Source organism: Polaromonas sp. P4_F9 (assembly GCF_056401235.1).
Genome location: NZ_JBFUJT010000076.1, coordinates 1 through 2,511, shown reverse-complemented (window position 1 = coordinate 2,511; position 2,511 = coordinate 1). Strand labels below are relative to the sequence as shown.

The following is a 2,511-nucleotide window of genomic DNA, read 5'->3' as shown; positions in this document are numbered from 1 at the left end:
CCCTGCGCATTTCGTTCCGACAGTGCATCTCTATAACTAACAGCGTCTTTCTGCATGGGATTCCTCTTGCGCGCTCACACCTTGTAGCGCTTGGTCATCTGCTTGAGCCGCTGGCCGAGTTCGTCCAGGTTGCGCGCCGCAACCTCCAGCTGCCTGGCGCTCGCCACGTTCTGCGTGCTCGCCTGCTTGATGCTCTCCATCGCGCCCGCCACCTGGTCAACGCCCACCAGCTGCTGCTGGCTCGAYGCCGCAATCTGCGTGGCCGCCTGCGCCGCCTCCGTCACGTTGCCCGCCAGCGCCTGGATCGATTCGCCCGCCATTTCACTCTGCCGGCTCCCCGCCTCCACCGCCTTGCTGCCCTGCTCSGTCGCCAGCACCGCMGCGATCGTCGCTTTCTGGATGTCGCCCAGGATGGTGCGCACCTGRTTGGTCGCCTGGCGCGACTGCTCCGCCAGGCTCTTGACTTCCTGYGCCACCACGCCAAAGCCCTTGCCGTGCTCGCCCGCCCTGGCSGCCTCGATGGCTGCGTTGACGGCCAGCAGGTTGGACTGGGCGGCCAGGTCTTCCACGCTCGCCATGATCCGGCCRATGGCCTGRCTCTGCTCGGACAGCCGCGTCATGCTGGCGGCAATTGCTTCCATCTGCTGGCGGATCCGGGTCATGCCGGCCCCCACATCCTCTGTGGACTTGCGCCCGTTCTGGGAGCTCTGTGCCGCCTTCTGCGCACTGTCGGACACCAGCTTGGCCTTCTGGCTGGCCACCTGCGCCGTTTGCCGAACCTCCTCCACCGTGGTGGTGGTCTCGCTCACCGCCGCGGCCGACTGGCTGGCGCTGGCGGCGAGCTGGGTGGTCGAGGCAACAATTTCGCTGGAGAAAGAGGAAAGCACATTCACTACTTCCTGTGTTTCCTGCATCAGCAGGCGAAGGTTCTCTTCCACCCGCTTGCGCTCGGTGACCTCGGCCTGCAAGACTGCGTTGCCCTGCCCCAGTTCGTCACGCGATACAGTTGTTGCCTTCAGCTTTTCCGTCATCTCGTCGAATGCGCGCGACAGACTCCCGATCTCATCCCTCGCAGTGATGGCGAGCCGGTGATCCAGGTTGCCTGCACCGACGATTGCTATGCCTTCGCGCAGCTTCTCAAGCGGCCGGGTTATGCTTCCAAGCGCTAGAAACAGCGTGGCCGCGATGACAAACACCACGATGCCGCCAAACGTCACTACCGCGACGCTTGTCCGGTGCTGCGCATCCAGGACCCCCATCCGGCTTCGGTCGGAGAGACTGAGCGCGCCGGAAATCATGGCCTGCGCCTTGTTCATGATCTGGCCGGTCAACCGGCTCTCCAGATCCTTGAGTATCGTGCCTTTCCCCTTTTCGGACTCCTTGTTTTGCTGGTTCGTGACGAGCTCGGTGAACAGGGCGTGAACGCCTTGATGTGTGTGACGGAGGTCGTCAATGATGGCGGCTTCCTCCTTGCCGGTGAATTCCACTGAGCTCGTGAGCAGCTTCGACAGCGATGCCTGCCTCAGTTCCCATTGGGCACGCACGCGATCCTCATGACCCGCCACATACTCCAGCGTGAGGTATCTGACGGAGGTGGCCGCATTGAGAATTTCGCCGGCCGTCTCGTTCTTGGTGAGCTCTTGCCTCATCTGCTGCGTTGCCGACAGCAGCACGGCGCCGATGACCGCAACGACTCCAATGGAGAATATTCCGGCAAGACTGAGTCTGGTTGAAATCTTCATTCTGGCGTCCTCAATGAATGATCGTCACTGCCGCCGGCGACACTGCCTTCAATGCGTCGAGGGCGACGTGATTCAGGTAATTGGGCATGTCGGCCCCGTCTATCAGCTTGTTCCTGATCGCCCAGCGCGACTCATCCTCCAACGCCAGCAGCAGGCTTTGATCGAGCGTGAGATTGAACCGGTATTGCGGCCATAGCGCCTTCAAATCCGCCACATTCATCTTCAAGGCCTCGGCAGCCAATTGACTCGCGGCATCCGGGCTGTCATTGCAGAACCGCCCGGCGTGGACTGCCAACACAAGCACGCTTGCCATCGCGTAATGCAAGGGCTTCTTGCTGAAAGATGTTCCTGGGCCCTCAGTCATTGCATAGCTCCCTGTTATGTCATTCATGTCATTTATGTCATTTGGAAATCAAGCCGTCTCCTACGTACCGCATCTCTCTCCAGTCTTTATCAGTCTTTGTCGCTACGCTAGCCGCTGGAGCTTTTGACCCAACTGGTGCAGTTTGTACGCAGCGCTCCCTGCGCATTTCGTTCCGACAGTGCATCTCTATAACTAACAGCGTCTTTCTGCATGGGATTCCTCTTGCGCGCTCACACCTTGTAGCGCTTGGTCATCTGCTTGAGCCGCTGGCCGAGTTCGTCCAGGTTGCGCGCCGCAACCTCCAGCTGCCTGGCGCTCGCCACGTTCTGCGTGCTCGCCTGCTTGATGCTCTCCATCGCGCCCGCCACCTGGTCAACGCCCACCAGCTGCTGCTGGCTCGATCGA

The 2,511-nt window shown here is 61.0% G+C and carries 2 protein-coding genes; both read right to left on the bottom strand.

The window, feature by feature from the left end; translation table 11 throughout:
- Nucleotides 1-74: 74 nt before the first annotated feature.
- Complete coding sequence (locus tag AC1DUB_RS28215; protein WP_477732380.1) at nt 75-1,742, bottom strand: methyl-accepting chemotaxis protein; 1,668 nt, start codon at nt 1,740-1,742, stop codon at nt 75-77.
- Between the two features lie 10 nt (nt 1,743-1,752).
- Nucleotides 1,753-2,133 (bottom strand): hypothetical protein, encoded by a 381-nt coding sequence (locus AC1DUB_RS28210; protein WP_477732379.1) that lies wholly within the window; start codon nt 2,131-2,133, stop codon nt 1,753-1,755.
- Nucleotides 2,134-2,511: the final 378 nt, after the last annotated feature.

Coding starts and splice junctions, on each gene's coding strand:
- AC1DUB_RS28210 (WP_477732379.1), bottom strand. CDS start 2,133: ATGAATGACATAACAGGGAGCTATGCAATGACTGAGGGCCCAGGAACA.